This is a genomic window from Ensifer adhaerens (genome assembly GCF_002007205.1).
Lineage (GTDB): Bacteria > Pseudomonadota > Alphaproteobacteria > Rhizobiales > Rhizobiaceae > Ensifer > Ensifer adhaerens_D.
Window position 1 is genome coordinate 299,817 of record NZ_LAZS01000008.1, and the last position, 15,019, is coordinate 314,835.

Below are 15,019 nucleotides of genomic sequence, written 5' to 3' on the forward strand. Positions count from 1 at the left end.
TCTCCTTTACGCGCAGAATGATCCGACCTAGACCTATTGACGTCAATCTTGATGCAATCGATCAACATGAAGACACTCTGGATCACTGCCGAAGAGGCGCTCGCCAAACTGGGAAGCAAGCGGCAGACGCTCTACGCCAATGTCAGCCGTGGACGCATTCGCGCCAAGCCCGATCCGGCCGACCCGCGCCGCAGCCTCTATCAGGCCGACGATGTCAAGCGACTGGCCGAACGCCACGCCGGACGGCGCCAGGCAGCGGAGGTCGCTGCCGAAGCGATCCGCTGGGGCGAACCGGTGCTGCCAACGACGATTTCAAGCATCGCCGGCGGACGACTTTTCTATCGCGGCCACGATGCGGTCGAACTCTCGAACGGCGCGACGCTGGAAGATGTTGCGACGCTGCTTTGGCAATCGTCCGAGCCAGTGAGCGTTCCTGCCGGCGATCATGGCGGCAGCCAATCGCGCCTGGCTGGAACCTTCGCGCAGCTTGCCGCACGGATCGAAGGCGACCTGCCCGCGCTCGGCCGCCGACCGGCCATCTTAAAGGCCGAGGCCGCCGACGTGCTCGCGACCGTCGCGGCGGGGCTTGCGCCGACGCGGGAAAGCTTGCCGCTGCACGAGCGGCTGGCGCTGGGCTGGGGACGGCCGGAGGCGGCGGAGCCGATCCGCCGATGCCTGGTGCTGTCGGCGGAACACGAACTCAACGTTTCGGCCTTCGCGGCCCGCGTCACGGCATCCTCGGGTGCAGCACTTTCCGCTGCCACGCTTTCAGGCCTCGCCACCCTCACCGGGCCCCGTCACGGCGGCGCCTGGCTGAGCGTCACGCGGCTTGCCGAGCAGGCGGCGGCGAGTGGTGTGCGCGAAGCGATCCGGGGAATGCTTTCCTCCGAGGGCGTGGTCAGGGCCTTTGGCCATCGGCTCTATCCCGACGGCGATCCGCGCGCCAAGGCGATCATGGCAAGCTTCGACGTGCCGGCGCTTTACGTCACCTTGGCCGAAGCCGGCGAAGAACTGCTCGGAGAGCCCGCCAATCTCGACTTCGCGCTGGCCGCCCTTGCGGCCGCCTATGCCCTTCCTGACGATGCGCCCCTCGTCATTTTCGCACTGGCGCGCACCGTCGGCTGGCTCGCCCACGCGATGGAGCAGATCGAAAGCGGCGACCTGATCCGCCCCCGCGCCCATTATGCCGGCTCCTAAGGCACCCACGCAGGCCCGCCGACAGTAATAACCCAACCGCGCCAGCAAGACCTGGATTATTAAATAATGTTAATGAAGCATCCTTCCGACGATGCTTTAGGAAATATTACACACTATTAACATGACGACGCCGATCTGAAGTAATACCTTCATTTCGAGGCTGAATATTGCCGGCGACCGCTTCGGCCGTGACGCGACAATAGGAGACAGCCTCGAACGGAAGCGCATGGCGCTTCCTTCAATTCAGGAGATGCAGATATGCGCTCGCCCCTCAAGACCACCACCATCGCAACTCTCGCCCTCGTCCTTTTGAGTGGCGCTGCCTTTGCTGCCGGTCATCACGATTTCGGCCGCGACAGCGACAAGGGCGCCTATACCGGCGACTATTACCAGGGCATCTTTGGCCAGGACGACATGACGACGCCGGCCATGCCGGTCTATCGGACACCTGTTCACATGGCGTCGTCGCGGCTCGATCGCGTCCTCAATGAACTCAAGGTCGACAATCACCGCATCAACGCCGATCGTGAGCAGGGCAAGCTGACGGCCGCAAATTACAGGAAGCTTGAACGCGAGGACGGCGCCGTGCGCGCCGAGGCGCTCAAGACCGCCGCCGCCCACGACGGCATGCTTCCGGCCCGATCCTATGCCCGCCTGCAGAGCGACGTTCGTCATCTCGACCAGGACATCGCCCGAATGGCCTGAGCGACAGGCCGAGGCTCACGCGGTTTTCGGGTGAGCCGCAATCGTTGGCGCCGGGCCCTTCCCAAGGGCCCGGTCCTTCGGCAATCAAGACCACCTTCAACCGAAGCCGGCCGACGCTGTGCCGCAAACCCGACCTGTCTCGAGCTGCGCCCGATGGAGGTCGTCCGGCAACAGGCAGCGAAAGGAACAGGATCATGTCAAACATTCTCACGAGGTATCGCGCTGCCGCCCTCCTCGGCGCAGCCGTCATCATTGCGCCCTTGTCCGTGGCCGCCTTTTCCGGCCATGACGTGGCCGCCGCGGCCGGCCCGGCCATTGCGGTCCCGGCCACATCCGGCGGCTCCTTTGCGCCGATCGTGTCGGCGGACAAGCCGGCGGTCGTGACCGTCACGACCGTGATCAGGGCCGACAAAACCGGCAACGATGAATCGTCGCAGCTCGGCGGAAACTCGCACTTCGACGAACAGTTTCGCCAGTTCTTCCGCGACCAGGGCATTCCGCTGCCGGACCAGCCACCCGAGCAGCGTCAGGCTCAACGGGCCGAAGCGCTCGGCTCCGGCTTCATCGTGACCGCCGACGGCTACGTCGTCACCAACAACCACGTTATCGACAAGGCGTCGAGCATCACGGTCACCCTCGACGACGGCACGCAGGTGCCCGCCAAGCTTGTCGGCGCCGACCCGAAGAACGATCTCGCCGTGCTGAAGATCAAGGCGCCGAAGCCGCTTGCAACGGTTGTCTGGGGCGATTCCGACGCTTTGCGGGTTGGCGACCAGGTGCTGGCGATCGGCAACCCGTTCGGCATCGGCACGACGGTGACGGCCGGGATCGTCTCGGCGCGCGGACGCGACCTCAACAGCGGTCCCTACGACGATTTCATCCAGATCGATGCACCTATCAACCGCGGCAATTCCGGCGGACCGCTGGTCGATGCAAAGGGACAGGTGGTCGGCATCAACACGGCCATCTATTCGCCCAACGGCGGCAGCGTCGGTGTCGGCTTCGCCATTCCGTCCGACCAGGCGCAGAAGGTCGTCACTGAGCTGATGAAGGACGGCTCGATCCGGCACGGCTTCATCGGCGTGCAGATACAGCCGGTCACGGCCGATATCGCCGATGCCATCGGCCTTGCTGAGCCTCAGGGCGCCCTTGTTGCCGGCGTCAACGGCGGAACGCCTGCCGCCAAGGCCGGCCTCAAGGCCGGCGACGTCATCACCGCGCTTGGCGGCAATCCGGTCAAGTCGCCGCGCGACCTGTCGCGCATGGTGGCCGACCTCTCGCCCGGCACCTCGAAGACCCTGAGCGTATGGCGGACCGGCGCGACGAAGGACGTTGCGATCACGATCGGCGACAATGCCGCAGATCAGCAGTAACGCTTGCAGCCGGATGGGACCGCAAGCCATTTTTCGCCATGTCCGGTCGGACCACGACCGGGCATGGCTTTGCCGCTTTCGGTCAGGCGGCAAGTGCTCCAGCCCGATTCTGCTCGCGCCAGGCGACCGGGCTCAAGGCGGTGACCCGGCGGAATTCGCGATTGAAGTTGGACTTCGTCTGGAAGCCGGATTCGAGCATCGCCGCGGTCACAGACATGTCGGTCTCGCGCAGCAGCCGGCAGGCTTCGGCAATGCGGAAATCGTTGATGTACTGCGAGACGTTCTTGCCGGCCAGGCGATTGACCGCAGTCGATATCTGGCGTGCCGGCAGGCCCGCGCGCCGCGCAAGACGCGACAAAGTGAGGTTTTCGTCGCGGGCCAGTTTCTGGCTGACGAGCAGGTGGTCGATACGGTCCAGGATCTCCCGATCCTGAGGCATTGAAACCGGATCCTCGTCGACGACCGCACGGGCTGCCGGAAGCGCGCGCGCCCGGTCTGCCACCATGGCCGTCAGCCCGATGAAGAGCAATCCCAGCATATTCGCGTTGCTGACGATGAGCCCGATATTCGCCCCCTTGGTCCACTCGAAGTCGAGAATGATCACAAGATCGAAGAGGGCAGACAGGCAGAGCGAGAAGGCGGCGATGACCAATGCGCGGTGCGCCGCGACGGCGCTTTCGAAGCGTGCCTCTTCGAGGACGTCCGTACCGGTGCGCGCCAGGTTCAAGAGCGCCAGCGCATAGCCGACATATTCGACGATCAGGGCGAAATCGATGTATCGCGGTGCAAGCACCAGCACGAGGACGCCGATCGTCGGCGCGGCATGAATCCATGCGCCGCCGGGAGCACCTCGCTCATCTCTGCGGATCAGGCTGTGGAAACTCGCAAGCACCAGAGGCGGCACGCCGCTTGCGAGCACCGGCAAGACAAGTTTCAGCGCCGCGACGTCATAGCCCCAGCGCAGGCCAACAACCACGGACTGGAGCGCGCAAAGCGCTACCAGGGCGAGGAACGGTCGGTTGCGCCGCTCAGGCTCTTCGCCGCGCAGCATGAATGCAAGCAGAGTAAGGAGCAGCAAGGCAACGACGAAGGGCAACGGCAGGAAGATCGAGGGCGAGTCCTTTGGCGCAAACAACCTCGCACGTCATGGCCCAGATCGCGATTCGGGACGACCTCAATCACGATCGAGGTCGCGGAAGAGGCGCGACGCCAGCGACGATCGGTCGTCTTTTCCAACCAGCGAGATGCCCATGCCCCTTCTTCAGTTTCTCCCCGCCGCCATCTTCATTCTGGCCGCTGTCACCCCCGCGCATGCCCATGATGTCGGCGTACGCGAGATCAGCGTTCCCGCTCCCGAGCGAGGCCGAGACCTTTCTGTTTCCATCTGGTATCCGGCTGCCGCCGGCGGCGAGGCCACGCTCGTCGGCGACAACCAGATCTTCAAGGGAACAGAGGCCGCAAGGAACGCCCCATTCCTCCCGGGACCGTTCCCCCTGATCGTCGTTTCGCACGGCTCCGGGGGCCGCGTTCAAGCGATGAGCTGGCTGGCAATCGCGCTTGCCGAAGCCGGCTTCATCGTCGCCGGCCCCAACCATCCCGGCACGACCAGCGGCGACTCGACACCCGCCAACACGCCGAAGATCTGGGAGCGCACGGCCGACCTCTCGGCCGTCATCGACAAGCTCGCCGGCGACGGCGAATGGAACAGCGTCATCGACGCGGACCGCATCGCCGTCCTCGGCTTTTCGCTCGGGGGCTCGACGGCCATGGAAATATCCGGCGCTGAGGCAAGCCTCGAGGCCTATGCCCGCTATTGCGACAGCTACAAGAAATGGGATTGCGCCTGGTTTTCCGGCGGAAAGGGCTATGTCGACGACATCCCGGTTGAGGTCGACAAGCTCTATCTTCGCACCATCGACAAGGCGCGCTTCGAACAGTCGAACCTTGACCGGCGCATCAAGGCGGCCGTGCTGGTCGATCCGGGCCTCGCCCAGGCCTATCGGGACGAAAGCCTGAAGACGATCGAAATCCCGATGCACTTCATCAATCTCGGCAGCGCGGAGACCATTCCCTTGGCCGTCGCCGCGAAACCACTGGCGGCGCTGACGCCGAAGGGCTCTTATGCCGCGATCGCCGGGGCCGACCATTTCAGCTTCCTGCCGGAATGCAAGGATGGCGCGACCGAACGGTTGAAATCCTTCGGCGAGGTCGATCCGATCTGCGAACCGACCGAACGGGACCGTGGTGACATCCATGCGGATATCATCAAGCTTGCCCGTGAGGCATTGCAGCAGAGCTTCGGCGAATAGCGGTTGGCGAGATCGCAGGCCTGGCGGCGATGCGCACTGCGGATCGCCGCTCGGCCGGACAGATTGCTGCCCGCCGCCCCGCGTCCTGCAACCGGATTGCCATAGGCGGCCATCGCCGGTTCCGATGGCCGCGGACTACAAAGGCTTACAAAAGCGCCGCCCGGCCGACACACCGTCCATACACGCCTCCGCTCAAATCAGCGTGCTTCCAACGACGCACAAACGACCAACTGACGGAGAATCTCATGAAAACGACCCGTATCATTGCCGCAGCCTTGCTGATCGCCGGCAGCCTGACGACGCTTCGCATGGCTGAGGCCCAGCAGATGCAGGGCATTCAGCGCACGGACCTGATCAAGAACGAGATCAGCGTGTCCGGACACGAGGCCGTGCAGGTCCGCGTCGATATCGACCCGGGCACCGCCTCGATCAAGCATTCCCATCCGGGCGAAGAAATCGCCTACGTGCTCGAGGGTTCGCTGGAATACCAGCTCGAGGGCCGGGCGCCGGTGACACTTCATGCGGGCCAGGCGCTGTTCATTCCGGCTGGCGTTGCCCATGTGGCAAAGAACGTCGGCACCGCCAGGGCATCGGAACTGGCGACTTACATCGTCATCAAGGACGCGCCGCTTCTCGTTCCCGTCAAATAAGAGTTGCGTCGACCGGCGGGGCGCCGCTCGATCCAGCCTTCAGGCGGCAAGGAATTCGAGCAGCGCCGCGTTGAAGAGGGCCGCGGACTCGATGTTGACGATATGGCGGCCCGGCAGCGATTGGTGCCGGCCGCGCTTTACGCGAGCGGCGATGTTCTCAAGGTCCGCCGACGGGCATACCGGATCGCCCTCGCCGGAAATCGCCAGCAAGGGATTGGCGATCTCAGCGATTTCCTCTCGCAAATCCGCCCCCGCCAGCGCGCTGCAGCCGCCGATATAGCCATCGGTCGAGGTGGCGGCGAAGCTCTCGATGACACGATCGACGGTTTCACGATGGCTGTCTGCGAATGCCGGGCTGAACCAGCGTTCGGCCGTGGCCGCGGTCAAGGCCGCAAGGCCGCCCGCCCTGACGCTGTCGATGCGCGCGGCCCAGCCTTCGGCTGTGCCGATGCGGGCCGCCGTCGCACAGAGCACGATCCTGTCCAGGCGCTTGCCCGCCTGCACGCCGAGCCACTGCCCTGTCAGCCCGCCGATCGACAGGCCGCAGAAATGCGTCTTTTCGATCCCCAGGCCATCCATGAGCGCGATCACGTCCTCGCCGAGGTCGGACAGCCCATAGCGCGGGGGCGGCGCCGAGGAGCGGCCATGGCCGCGGCGGTCGTAGCGCAGCACGCGGAAATGCGGCGACAGGTCGTCGACCTGCGCGTCCCACATGGAGAGGTCGGTCCCGAGCGAATTGCAGAAGAGCAGCCAGGGCTTGCCGCTTTGGTCGCCGTCGATGCGATAGTGAAGGCGATGGCTGGGCAGGTCGAGATAGGCCATGAAAGAGAAACTCCGATCGGGAAAGCCGCCAGCGATGGCGGCTTCGCTGTTCTTGGCGCAACGTCGCGCCCCGGATGTCACGCGCGCTGTAAGACTATCCGCAGAGCGCGCTCAAGGCGTGGCGGCCGGACCCATTCGTGATCCGGCTACCATCGTCGCCGTCTATGCCGTCGCCAGTTGCGCGACTTCGACGCGGCGGGCATTGCTGATCGCGAAGATGAGCATGGCGACCGCCGAAATCGCCGCCGGAATGGCGAAGATCGCGAAGTTCTGCTGCAGCGGAAACTCCTGGGCCAGCAGCACGCCGCCGAGCGTCGGCCCGACGATCGCGCCGATGCGGCCGACACCCGAGGCCCATCCCAAACCGGTGGAACGGACGGAGAGGTTATAGAGCTGCGCGACGCTGGCATAGAGCAGGATCTGGGTGCCGATCGTGGTGGCGCCGGCAACGAACACCATCAGGAACAGAAGGGCCGGCGGCAGGCTGAAACCGATCAGCGCGATCGAGAACGCGGCGGCAACGAAGAAGCCGACCACCACTTTCGGCAGCCCGAAGCGGTCGCCGAGCCAGCCGCCGGCAATGGCACCGACCATGCCGCCGAAATTCAGCGAGAACAGGCTGAGCAGGCTCGCCTTCTCTGCATAGCCGGCCTCCTGCAGCACCTTCGGCAGCCAGGACGACAGGAGATAGACGAGCAGCAGGCAGCAGAAGAACGCGACCCAGAGCATGAGGGTGCGTAGCGTGCGCTGGTGGCGGAAAAGTTCCATGACCGATGCCGAGGCACCCTTCGTTTCGGAGAAGACCAGCCGATCCGATGCGCCAAGTTTCGCGCTGCGATCGATCTTCGCGTAGATGCGTTTGGCCTCCTCCTGCTTGCCCTGACGGATGAGGAAGCCGAGCGATTCCGGCAGTTTCCAGAGAATGACCGGCAGCAGAAGCAGCGGCACAGCGGCAATGAAGAACATCGGCTTCCAGCCATAGGACGGAATGAGACCGATGCCGAGGCCGGCTGCGACCATGCCGCCGACCGAGTAGCCGGAGAACATCAGCGCCACCAGGGTGCCGCGCAGGCGCTTCGGCGCATACTCGTTCATCAAGGCCACCGCATTCGGCATCAGCCCGCCGCAGCCGAGACCGGCGAAGAACCGGAAGATCTTGAACTGTTCCGGCGAGTTGGCAAGGCCGGTCAGAAGCGTCGAGACGGTAAACAGCAGGAAGCTGATGGCGATGCCCTTCTTGCGGCCGATCCGGTCGGCGAGCGGGCCGAAGATCAGCGCCCCGAACATCATGCCGAACAGCGCCCAGGCCTGCAGCGCGCCCGCCTGCGGTTTGCTCAGGCCCCATTCCGCGATCAGCGTCGGCAGCACGGTGCCGGCGACGAAGACGTCGTAGCCGTCGACGATCAACAGCAGCGCCGAGAGCGCCACCACCATCCATTGGAAGCCACCAAGGGGGCTCCCGTCTATCGCCTCATTTACATCGATCGTGCGCATCATCTCCTCCCCAGGTTTTCGCGCGTTGAAATATGACCGTCAGCCGAGATCGCCGCCGGCGACCGGCAGCACGCTGCCGGTGATATAGGAGGCCTCGTCGGAGGCCAGGAACAGGATCGGAGCCGTCTGCTCCTCGATGCTGCCGTAGCGTTTCATGAAGCTCGATTGCTTCACTTGGGCGACGACGTCGCCCATCCAGGCCCGCTCGGCCTCATTGTCGCCTTCGGCATTGCGCGGGATGCGGCGCGGCGGCGCCTCCGTTCCGCCCGGCGCTGTCGCCACCACGCGGATGTTGCGGTCGGCAAGCTCCATCGCCAGCGACTGGGTGATGGCGTTGACGCCGCCCTTGGCCGCGGAATAGGGCACGCGATGAACGCCGCGCGTCGCGTTCGAAGAGACGTTGACGATGGTGCCGCCGCCGCGAGCAAAGAGATGCGGCAGAACGGCATGGCAGCAATAGAGCGTCGGCATCAGCGACCGGCGGATTTCCGCATCGATCTGAGCCGGCTCGAATTCGGCGTAGGGACGCATGCGGATCGCGCCGCCGACATTGTTGATCAGGATGTCGATGCCGCCGATTTTTTCCGCGGCAAAGCGCATGGCATTGGTCGCACCTTCGGGCGTTTCGAGATCGGCCACGAAGGCGGCCGCCCGCTCGCTGCCGGCCTCCGCCGCCACCTCGGACACGAAATCGGCGCGGTCGACGAAGAGGACCTTGCCGCCCTCGGCCGTCGCGCGCAGCGCCACGGCGCGGCCGATCCCTTGCGCAGCACCGGTGACCACGATTGCCTTGCCGGCAAAGCGTCCGTCGAAGCGAGCGGAGGTCATGCTGCCTCCTTCGCCACCGCGTTCGGCGTGAACTTCTCGTAGTGGAAGCTGTGGGGTTGCACACCGGTGTCGTCGAAATGCTTGCGCACCGCGTCTACCATCGGCGGCGGGCCGCAGAGATAGACATCGACATCGCCGCCGTTCAGCACGTCCTTGGGCATATGCTGGGTCACCCAGCCCTTGCGCACATGGCTGGACGCCGCGTCCGCCACGACGGTCCCATGGGTGAAGTTGGCAAGGCGCTTGGCGTAAGCCTCGATCTCGTCGACGAGCACCAGGTCGAGATCGCGGGTGACGCCGTAAATCAGATGCACCTTCTGCTCCGGGTTGGTGCGGGCCAGCACCTCAAGCATCGACAGGAAGGGCGCAAGGCCGGTGCCGCCGGCGAGAAGAAGCAGCGGCCGCCGGACTTCGCGCAGATAGAAGCTGCCGAGCGGACCGGTGAGTTCGAGTTTCGCGCCGACTTCGGCGCGCTCCAGCCAGGTGCTCATCACCCCACCGGGGATCTTCTTGATCAGGAACCCGATGCGCGCTTCGCCCGGAGCCGAGGAGAAGGAATAGGAGCGGCTCTGGCCGCTGCCGGGCACATCGATATTGACGTATTGACCGGGCAGAAAGGCCGGTGTCGAAGCATCTTCGACATCCAGTTCGAGAACGATCGCGGCATCGTTGTGCGGGGCGACGTGTGCCACGGTCGCGGTAAACTTCTGCTGGCCGGTCTTGCAGGCGGCAGATGTCGTCGGCACCGCGATGACGCAATCGCTCGACGGTTTCATCTGGCAGGTCAGAACCAGGCCGCTTTCAGCCTCGTCCGATGTGAGCGCATCGTCGATGAAGTCGTCGCCGAGCTCGTAGGCACCGCTTTCGGCGCGGCACTTGCAGGTGCCGCACACACCGTCGGAACAATCCATCGGCAGGTTGATCTTGTTGCGGAAGGCGGCGTCGAGCACCTTCTCGTCGTCCCGGCATTCGACGAAACGGGTAACCCCGTCCTCGAAATTCAAAGCGATCCTGTAGCTGGCCATGGTTGCTCCTCCCAGTCCTGTCTTGTCAGGCGATGGTCATCAGATGTGGTAGACGTCGATGACCTGGCGGATGTAGTCGTTCTTCAGCACGATCTTCTTTTGCGAAATCGTGAGCCCGTCGCCGCTCTTGCGCAGCGTGACGAACATGGTCCCGAAGAAGTGGTCGGTGACCTTGTAGCGGTGGTTGAGCGTGTGGAAGTTGTAGCGGAAGTCCACTTCCTCACCGCGATCGGCGACAAGCTCGACATTGGTGATGTTGTGGCTGGTGCGCGGCTCCGGTGTGGAGGCGCCCGAGCGCTCGGTCTTGATGCGGAAGACGCGATCCTCCAGGCCATCGCGGCTCGGATAAAAGATCAGCGAGATCTGCGACTGCGGGTCTTCAGTCAGTTGGTCGTCGTCGTCCCAGGCCGGCATCCAGTAGCTGACATCGGGCGCATAACAGGTCAGCCATTCGTCCCATTGGCGATCGTCGAGCAGGCGCGCTTCGCGGTAGAGGAAGGCGCAGGCGGTTTCGTAGGAGATCGTCATGCGACCGCTCCTTGTCTCTCGGAGGCAAGTGCTGCGCGCATCACCTTCGCCCAGTATTCGTGCTGGCGGACGAAGAGGCCTTCGTCTTCGCTGCGCTCGCCCGAAAGCAGCGGCGCGATGCCCATGCGCCTGGCGTTATCATCAGGACCGTCGATCCAGAGCGGCGCACCGCGCGACAGGTCGTTCCAGAGCGCAGTGATGCCGGCATAGCCCTGCTGGCAGGCGCGGAACTCCTCGAGGTCGTCGGCCGTACCCATGCCGGAGACGTTGAAGAAATCCTCGTATTGGCGGAGGCGCAGCGTGCGATCGGCCGCACTTTCGCCCTTCGGCGCAAAGCAGAAGATGCTGATCTCGGTCTTGTCGACGCTGATGGGACGGGTAACGCGGATCTGCGTGCTGAACTGGTCCATCAGGAACACGTTGGGATAGAGGCAGAGATTGCGGGTCTGGTTGACGATGAAATCCGCCTGCACCTCGCCGACGCGCGACTTGATCTCCTCGCGGTGGCTGAAGATCGGCCGGACCTCCGGGTTCATGGTGTTGGTCCAGAGCAGGATGTGGCCGTTGTCGAAACCGTAGACACCGGCGATCGAACGGCTCCAACTGCTGGCATCAACCGCCTTGGTGCCCTCCTCGTGGCGCCGGCCCATGGTGGCGGCATAGTTCCAGTGAACGGAGCTGACGTGATAACCGTCGCAGCCGTTCTCCATCTGCAGCTTCCAGTTCCCGTCGTAGATGTAGGAGGAATTGCCGCGCAGCACTTCGAGACCATCGGGGGCCTGGTCGACGATCTGGTCGATGATGACCTTGGTTTCGCCGAGATAGTCTTCGAGCGAAGCGACATCAGGATTGAGGCTGCCGAAGAGGAAGCCGCGATAGTTCTCGAAACGGGCGACGCGCTTCAGGTCGTGCGAACCATCCTTGGCAAACTGCGGCGGATACTGCGTCGTCTTCTCGTCCTTCACCTTCAACAGCTTGCCGGTGTTGGAGAAGGTCCAGCCGTGGAAGGGACAGGTGAAGCTGCCCTTGTTGCCATGCTTGCGCCGGCAAAGCATGGCGCCGCGGTGAGCACAGGCATTGATGACGGCGTGCAGTTCGCCCGATTTGTCTCGCGTGACGACGACGGGCTGGCGGCCGATATAGGTGGTGTAATAGTCGTTGTTCTCGGGGATCTGGCTCTCATGGGCGAGATAGACCCAGTTGCTCTCGAAGATATGTTTCATCTCCAGCTCGAAGAGGTCTTCGTTGGTGAAGATGTCGCGACGGCAGCGGAACGTGCCGGCCTCATGATCGTCCTCGACCGCGGTGGCGAGCAGGTCGTCGAGGGCTTGGGCTTTGTCGATAACGGCGGACATGGTTCTTCTCCCGCAAACGGCTGATCCGTGCTCGGCTCTAGCGATTGCAACAATGTCGGTGGCAAGGGGGCGGCGGCTCGGTCGGCCGCCGCAACTATGATCAGGCGGCGGCGCGCTTGCGCTGCTCGTTGATCTGATTATCGAGGCCATTCACCAAAGCGGTGAGATGGATGTCGAATTCGATTTCGGCGAAGGGGCCGGAAAGACCGTTCGCCTTGATGCTCGCCGCATCGGTGCGCTCGGTGACATCGGGCACCAGCCCGTCACGGGTGGCATAGGCAAAGTCGTCGTTAACAAGCGGGTCGCCGGCGATATTGATCTGGGTCGTCAGCTTACGATGGCCGTCGGCGCTGATGAAGAAATGGATATGGGCCGGGCGCTGGCCGTGGCGGCCGAGGGCGGAGAGCAGCTGTTCGGTCGGGCTCCCCGGGGGAACGCCGTATCCGTGCGGCACGATGCTCCGGAACTTGTAACAGCCCTTGGCGTCGGTCACGATCGTGCGGCGCATGTTGAACGGCGCCTGCAGGCCGGTCGGGTCGAAGTGCGAATAGAAGCCACGGGTATCACAGTGCCAGACTTCAACGGTCGCGCCCTTGAGTGGCTGACCGTCGGCGTCATAGACCACGCCGTGCATGATCAGCGGCTGGCCATTGGTGTCGCGGCCATCATCGAGGCGGGCAAAACCTTCCGAGGCCGGGGCCCCGGCGACATAGAGCGGACCTTCGATCGTGCGCGGCGTCGGGTTCTGAATGCCGAGCGCTTCGTCGATCGCGTCGAGGCGTTCGTCGAGGAAGTGATCGAGGCCGAGGCCGGGCGAGATCAGGCCGGCCTGGCCGGCCGCACCGATTTCGTTCAGCCAGGCAATGCCGGTCCAGTATTCGTCCGGGGTGATGTCGAGATCGTCGATCGCCTTGAACAGGTCCGACATCAGCCGGTGCACGATCTCTTTGACGCGCGGATTGCCGCCATCCTTGTCGAGGCCGCTCAGGACCTTCAGGAAAGCTTGAGTCTCCGGCTTGTCGAAAATCTTCACGCTCATATCAATTCCTCCACTTGGATTGTCTTGACGCTCGAGCCGCTTGCCAAACCTCCCGGCTGCGGCACTCACAAAATTCTAGCTATCGTCCTCACGGATCGACGACGGGTGCCGAAGCAGCGGCGTCACCTCGATCTCCATGAACTTGAACAGAGGCAGGCCGGACAAAATCTCGTGCAGCTCGGCATTGTCCTTCACGTCGAAGACGCTGTAGTTCGCGTACTGACCGGCGATCCGCCAGATATGCCGCCACTTGCCGCTCTGCTGGAGCTGTTGCGAATAGGCCTTTTCCAGGGCGATGATTTCGGCAGCCTCTCCGGCGGGGAAATCATGGGGAATGCGAACGTCCATTCTGACGTGAAACAGCATCACTTGATCCTCACTTCGCAACGCTGATCGTCTTGCGCAGCCCGTCGCGCGCAAAGAATTTCAGCCGGTCTTCATCGAGTTCGATCCCGAGCCCTGGACCATCCGGCACCGTCAGCTCGAAGTCGCTGTAGTCGAGCGGCGTCGCCAGGATCTCCTCGGTCAATAGCAGCGGGCCGAAGAGTTCCGTGCCCCATTGCAGCTTGGCGAAGGTGGAAAACACGTGAGCTGACGCCACCGTGCCGACACCACCTTCGAGCATCGTGCCGCCGTAGAGTTCGATGCCGGCGGCATCGGCGATGACGGCCACGCGCTGGGCATTGAAGAGGCCGCCGCTCTGCTCGATCTTGACCGCGAAGACGTCGGCACCCTTGGTCTTGGCAAGCTCGAACGCCGATTCAGGCCCTGTGAGGGACTCGTCCGCCATCAGCGCCACCGGAAAACGACGGACCAGGCGACCGAGCGCTGCGGTCGAAGCCACCGGCTGCTCGACCAGTTCGCAACCGGCATCGGCGAGCGCCGCCATGCCATAGGCTGCTTCGAATTCGCTCCAGGCCATGTTGACGTCGACGCGCACCGCGCCGCGGTCGCCGAGCGCCTTTTTGATCGCCGCCACATGGGCGATATCGTCCTTCAACGGCCTGGCACCGATCTTCAGCTTGAAGACCCGGTGGCGGCGAAGGTCGAGCATGCTTTCGGCCTCGGCGACGTCCTTGGCGGTATCGCCGGAAGCCAGCGTCCAGGCGACCGGCAGCCGTCTGTGCAACGCGCCGCCCAAGAGTTCGCCGACCGACAGGCCGAGACGCTTGCCATGGGCGTCGAGCAGCGCCGTTTCCACGGCGCATTTGGCGAAGCGGTTTTCCTTCACCGCCTTGCCGAGGCGTGCCATCAGCGCCCGAACACGCGTTGCGTCTTCGCCGACCATGACCGGCGCAAAATAGGTATCGATCGCAAGTTTCATGCTTTCCGGGCTCTCGCCGCCATAGGCGAGACCACCGATCGTCGTGCCTTCGCCGATGCCGACCGTGCCGTCGCTGCAATGAACCTTGACCAGCATCAGCGTCTGACCGGTCATGGTCGCGACCGAGAGCTTGTGCGGCCGGATCGTCGGCAGGTCGACCAGCATCGTCTCGACCCGTTCGACGACGGGGGAAAGGGCTGTCGGAGCAAGGGGTGCAAGGAACGTGTTCATGGCGAGACTGTGCGCCGCTCACCTTCCGGCGTCCAACACCAAATAGGTTCGCCATCATACCTTTATGGTATAGTATCGTCGATATCAGGCAGATTCATGCGCTTACCGCACTGCAACATACCGCAATGATAGGTCAAAT

Annotated in this window: 14 protein-coding genes and 1 pseudogene; 5 read left to right on the forward strand and 10 right to left on the reverse strand. The window is 63.8% G+C overall.

Features of this window, described 5'->3' with window-relative positions:
• Nucleotides 1-51: 51 nt before the first annotated feature.
• The 3 genes and pseudogenes from XB14_RS19665 to XB14_RS19675 form a co-directional block, all read left to right on the forward strand.
• Nucleotides 52-1,197: a citrate synthase gene (locus XB14_RS19665; RefSeq protein ID WP_234804086.1), complete on the forward strand. Its 1,146-nt coding sequence runs from the start codon at nucleotides 52-54 to the stop codon at nucleotides 1,195-1,197.
• Between the two features lie 258 nt (nucleotides 1,198-1,455).
• Nucleotides 1,456-1,902: a hypothetical protein gene (locus tag XB14_RS19670; protein ID WP_077963280.1), complete on the forward strand. Its 447-nt coding sequence runs from the start codon at nucleotides 1,456-1,458 to the stop codon at nucleotides 1,900-1,902.
• A 194-nt stretch (nucleotides 1,903-2,096) separates the two neighbouring features.
• Nucleotides 2,097-3,272 (forward strand): annotated as a pseudogene (locus XB14_RS19675) (Do family serine endopeptidase); the annotation flags it as partial.
• A gap of 85 nt (nucleotides 3,273-3,357) precedes the next feature.
• On the opposite strand, the gene XB14_RS19680 reads toward XB14_RS19675, so the two are convergent.
• Nucleotides 3,358-4,326 (reverse strand): helix-turn-helix domain-containing protein, encoded by a 969-nt coding sequence (locus XB14_RS19680; RefSeq protein WP_077963513.1) that lies wholly within the window; start codon nucleotides 4,324-4,326, stop codon nucleotides 3,358-3,360.
• 199 nt (nucleotides 4,327-4,525) lie between these two features.
• On the opposite strand from XB14_RS19680, the gene XB14_RS19685 reads away from it, so the two are divergent.
• Together XB14_RS19685 and XB14_RS19690 are read left to right on the forward strand one after the other, a co-directional pair.
• Nucleotides 4,526-5,584 (forward strand): alpha/beta hydrolase family protein, encoded by a 1,059-nt coding sequence (locus XB14_RS19685; RefSeq protein ID WP_077963282.1) that lies wholly within the window; start codon nucleotides 4,526-4,528, stop codon nucleotides 5,582-5,584.
• 245 nt (nucleotides 5,585-5,829) lie between these two features.
• On the forward strand, nucleotides 5,830-6,234 hold the full coding sequence (locus XB14_RS19690) for a cupin domain-containing protein (protein WP_077963283.1): 405 nt from the start codon (nucleotides 5,830-5,832) through the stop codon (nucleotides 6,232-6,234).
• A 39-nt stretch (nucleotides 6,235-6,273) separates the two neighbouring features.
• On the opposite strand, the gene pcaD is transcribed toward XB14_RS19690, so the two are convergent.
• From pcaD to XB14_RS19735, 9 genes are all read right to left on the reverse strand, one after another.
• Nucleotides 6,274-7,056: a 3-oxoadipate enol-lactonase gene (gene pcaD / locus XB14_RS19695; protein ID WP_077963284.1), complete on the reverse strand. Its 783-nt coding sequence runs from the start codon at nucleotides 7,054-7,056 to the stop codon at nucleotides 6,274-6,276.
• 162 nt (nucleotides 7,057-7,218) lie between these two features.
• Nucleotides 7,219-8,553 (reverse strand): MFS transporter, encoded by a 1,335-nt coding sequence (locus tag XB14_RS19700; protein ID WP_077963285.1) that lies wholly within the window; start codon nucleotides 8,551-8,553, stop codon nucleotides 7,219-7,221.
• 36 nt (nucleotides 8,554-8,589) lie between these two features.
• On the reverse strand, nucleotides 8,590-9,378 hold the full coding sequence (gene benD / locus XB14_RS19705) for a benzoate diol dehydrogenase BenD (RefSeq protein ID WP_077963286.1): 789 nt from the start codon (nucleotides 9,376-9,378) through the stop codon (nucleotides 8,590-8,592).
• The gene (gene benC / locus XB14_RS19710; RefSeq protein WP_077963287.1) at nucleotides 9,375-10,403 is read right to left on the reverse strand and encodes a benzoate 1,2-dioxygenase electron transfer component BenC; all 1,029 of its coding nucleotides are present in this window, start codon (nucleotides 10,401-10,403) and stop codon (nucleotides 9,375-9,377) included. Before benC ends, benD begins: the two co-directional genes overlap by 4 nt.
• Before the next feature lie 39 nt (nucleotides 10,404-10,442).
• Nucleotides 10,443-10,931, reverse strand: a complete 489-nt coding sequence (gene benB / locus XB14_RS19715) for a benzoate 1,2-dioxygenase small subunit (RefSeq protein WP_077963288.1) — start codon at nucleotides 10,929-10,931, stop codon at nucleotides 10,443-10,445.
• Nucleotides 10,928-12,286, reverse strand: coding sequence for a Rieske 2Fe-2S domain-containing protein (locus XB14_RS19720; protein ID WP_077963289.1), 1,359 nt, complete (start codon nucleotides 12,284-12,286; stop codon nucleotides 10,928-10,930). Before XB14_RS19720 ends, benB begins: the two co-directional genes overlap by 4 nt.
• 100 nt (nucleotides 12,287-12,386) lie before the next feature.
• A complete protein-coding gene (catA, locus tag XB14_RS19725) occupies nucleotides 12,387-13,325 on the reverse strand; it encodes a catechol 1,2-dioxygenase (protein WP_077963290.1) in 939 nt (312 codons plus the stop codon).
• Between the two features lie 75 nt (nucleotides 13,326-13,400).
• A complete protein-coding gene (catC, locus tag XB14_RS19730) occupies nucleotides 13,401-13,691 on the reverse strand; it encodes a muconolactone Delta-isomerase (protein ID WP_077963291.1) in 291 nt (96 codons plus the stop codon).
• Nucleotides 13,692-13,701: 10 nt separating this feature from the next.
• On the reverse strand, nucleotides 13,702-14,880 hold the full coding sequence (locus XB14_RS19735) for a muconate/chloromuconate family cycloisomerase (RefSeq protein WP_077963292.1): 1,179 nt from the start codon (nucleotides 14,878-14,880) through the stop codon (nucleotides 13,702-13,704).
• Nucleotides 14,881-15,019 lie beyond the last annotated feature (139 nt).

Coding starts and splice junctions, on each gene's coding strand:
- XB14_RS19665 (WP_234804086.1), top strand. CDS start 52: ATGCAATCGATCAACATGAAGACACTCTGGATCACTGCCGAAGAGGCG.
- XB14_RS19670 (WP_077963280.1), top strand. CDS start 1,456: ATGCGCTCGCCCCTCAAGACCACCACCATCGCAACTCTCGCCCTCGTC.
- XB14_RS19680 (WP_077963513.1), bottom strand. CDS start 4,326: ATGCTGCGCGGCGAAGAGCCTGAGCGGCGCAACCGACCGTTCCTCGCC.
- XB14_RS19685 (WP_077963282.1), top strand. CDS start 4,526: ATGCCCCTTCTTCAGTTTCTCCCCGCCGCCATCTTCATTCTGGCCGCT.
- XB14_RS19690 (WP_077963283.1), top strand. CDS start 5,830: ATGAAAACGACCCGTATCATTGCCGCAGCCTTGCTGATCGCCGGCAGC.
- pcaD (WP_077963284.1), bottom strand. CDS start 7,056: ATGGCCTATCTCGACCTGCCCAGCCATCGCCTTCACTATCGCATCGAC.
- XB14_RS19700 (WP_077963285.1), bottom strand. CDS start 8,553: ATGATGCGCACGATCGATGTAAATGAGGCGATAGACGGGAGCCCCCTT.
- benD (WP_077963286.1), bottom strand. CDS start 9,378: ATGACCTCCGCTCGCTTCGACGGACGCTTTGCCGGCAAGGCAATCGTG.
- benC (WP_077963287.1), bottom strand. CDS start 10,403: ATGGCCAGCTACAGGATCGCTTTGAATTTCGAGGACGGGGTTACCCGT.
- benB (WP_077963288.1), bottom strand. CDS start 10,931: ATGACGATCTCCTACGAAACCGCCTGCGCCTTCCTCTACCGCGAAGCG.
- XB14_RS19720 (WP_077963289.1), bottom strand. CDS start 12,286: ATGTCCGCCGTTATCGACAAAGCCCAAGCCCTCGACGACCTGCTCGCC.
- catA (WP_077963290.1), bottom strand. CDS start 13,325: ATGAGCGTGAAGATTTTCGACAAGCCGGAGACTCAAGCTTTCCTGAAG.
- catC (WP_077963291.1), bottom strand. CDS start 13,691: ATGCTGTTTCACGTCAGAATGGACGTTCGCATTCCCCATGATTTCCCC.
- XB14_RS19735 (WP_077963292.1), bottom strand. CDS start 14,880: ATGAACACGTTCCTTGCACCCCTTGCTCCGACAGCCCTTTCCCCCGTC.